General features: G+C 63.0%; 1 protein-coding gene. It reads left to right on the forward strand.

Annotated elements, in window-relative coordinates:
- Positions 1-257, forward strand: a 257-nt coding sequence (locus XcodCFBP4690_RS22250; protein ID WP_146092062.1) for a transposase, incomplete at both ends; no start/stop codon positions are given.

A 257-nucleotide genomic window follows, 5' to 3' on the forward strand; every position in this document is an offset into this window, starting at 1 on the left:
TATGCGTTGAGCGATCCGGCGATGGAAGAAGCGCTGCACGAGATTCCGACCTTGCGGCGCTTTGCCCAGCTCGGTGGGTTGGACGACATTCCCGACGAGACCACGATTCTCAACTTTCGGCGCCTGCTGGAGACCCATGGCCTTGCCGCACGGATGCTGGAAGCGGTCAACGCGCATCTGGCGCGCAAGGGTCAGAGCCTGCGGTCGGGCACGATCGTCGATGCGACGCTGATCGCTGCGCCCAGTTCGACCAAGAA

It is taken from the genome of Xanthomonas codiaei (assembly GCF_002939785.1).
Lineage (GTDB): Bacteria > Pseudomonadota > Gammaproteobacteria > Xanthomonadales > Xanthomonadaceae > Xanthomonas > Xanthomonas codiaei.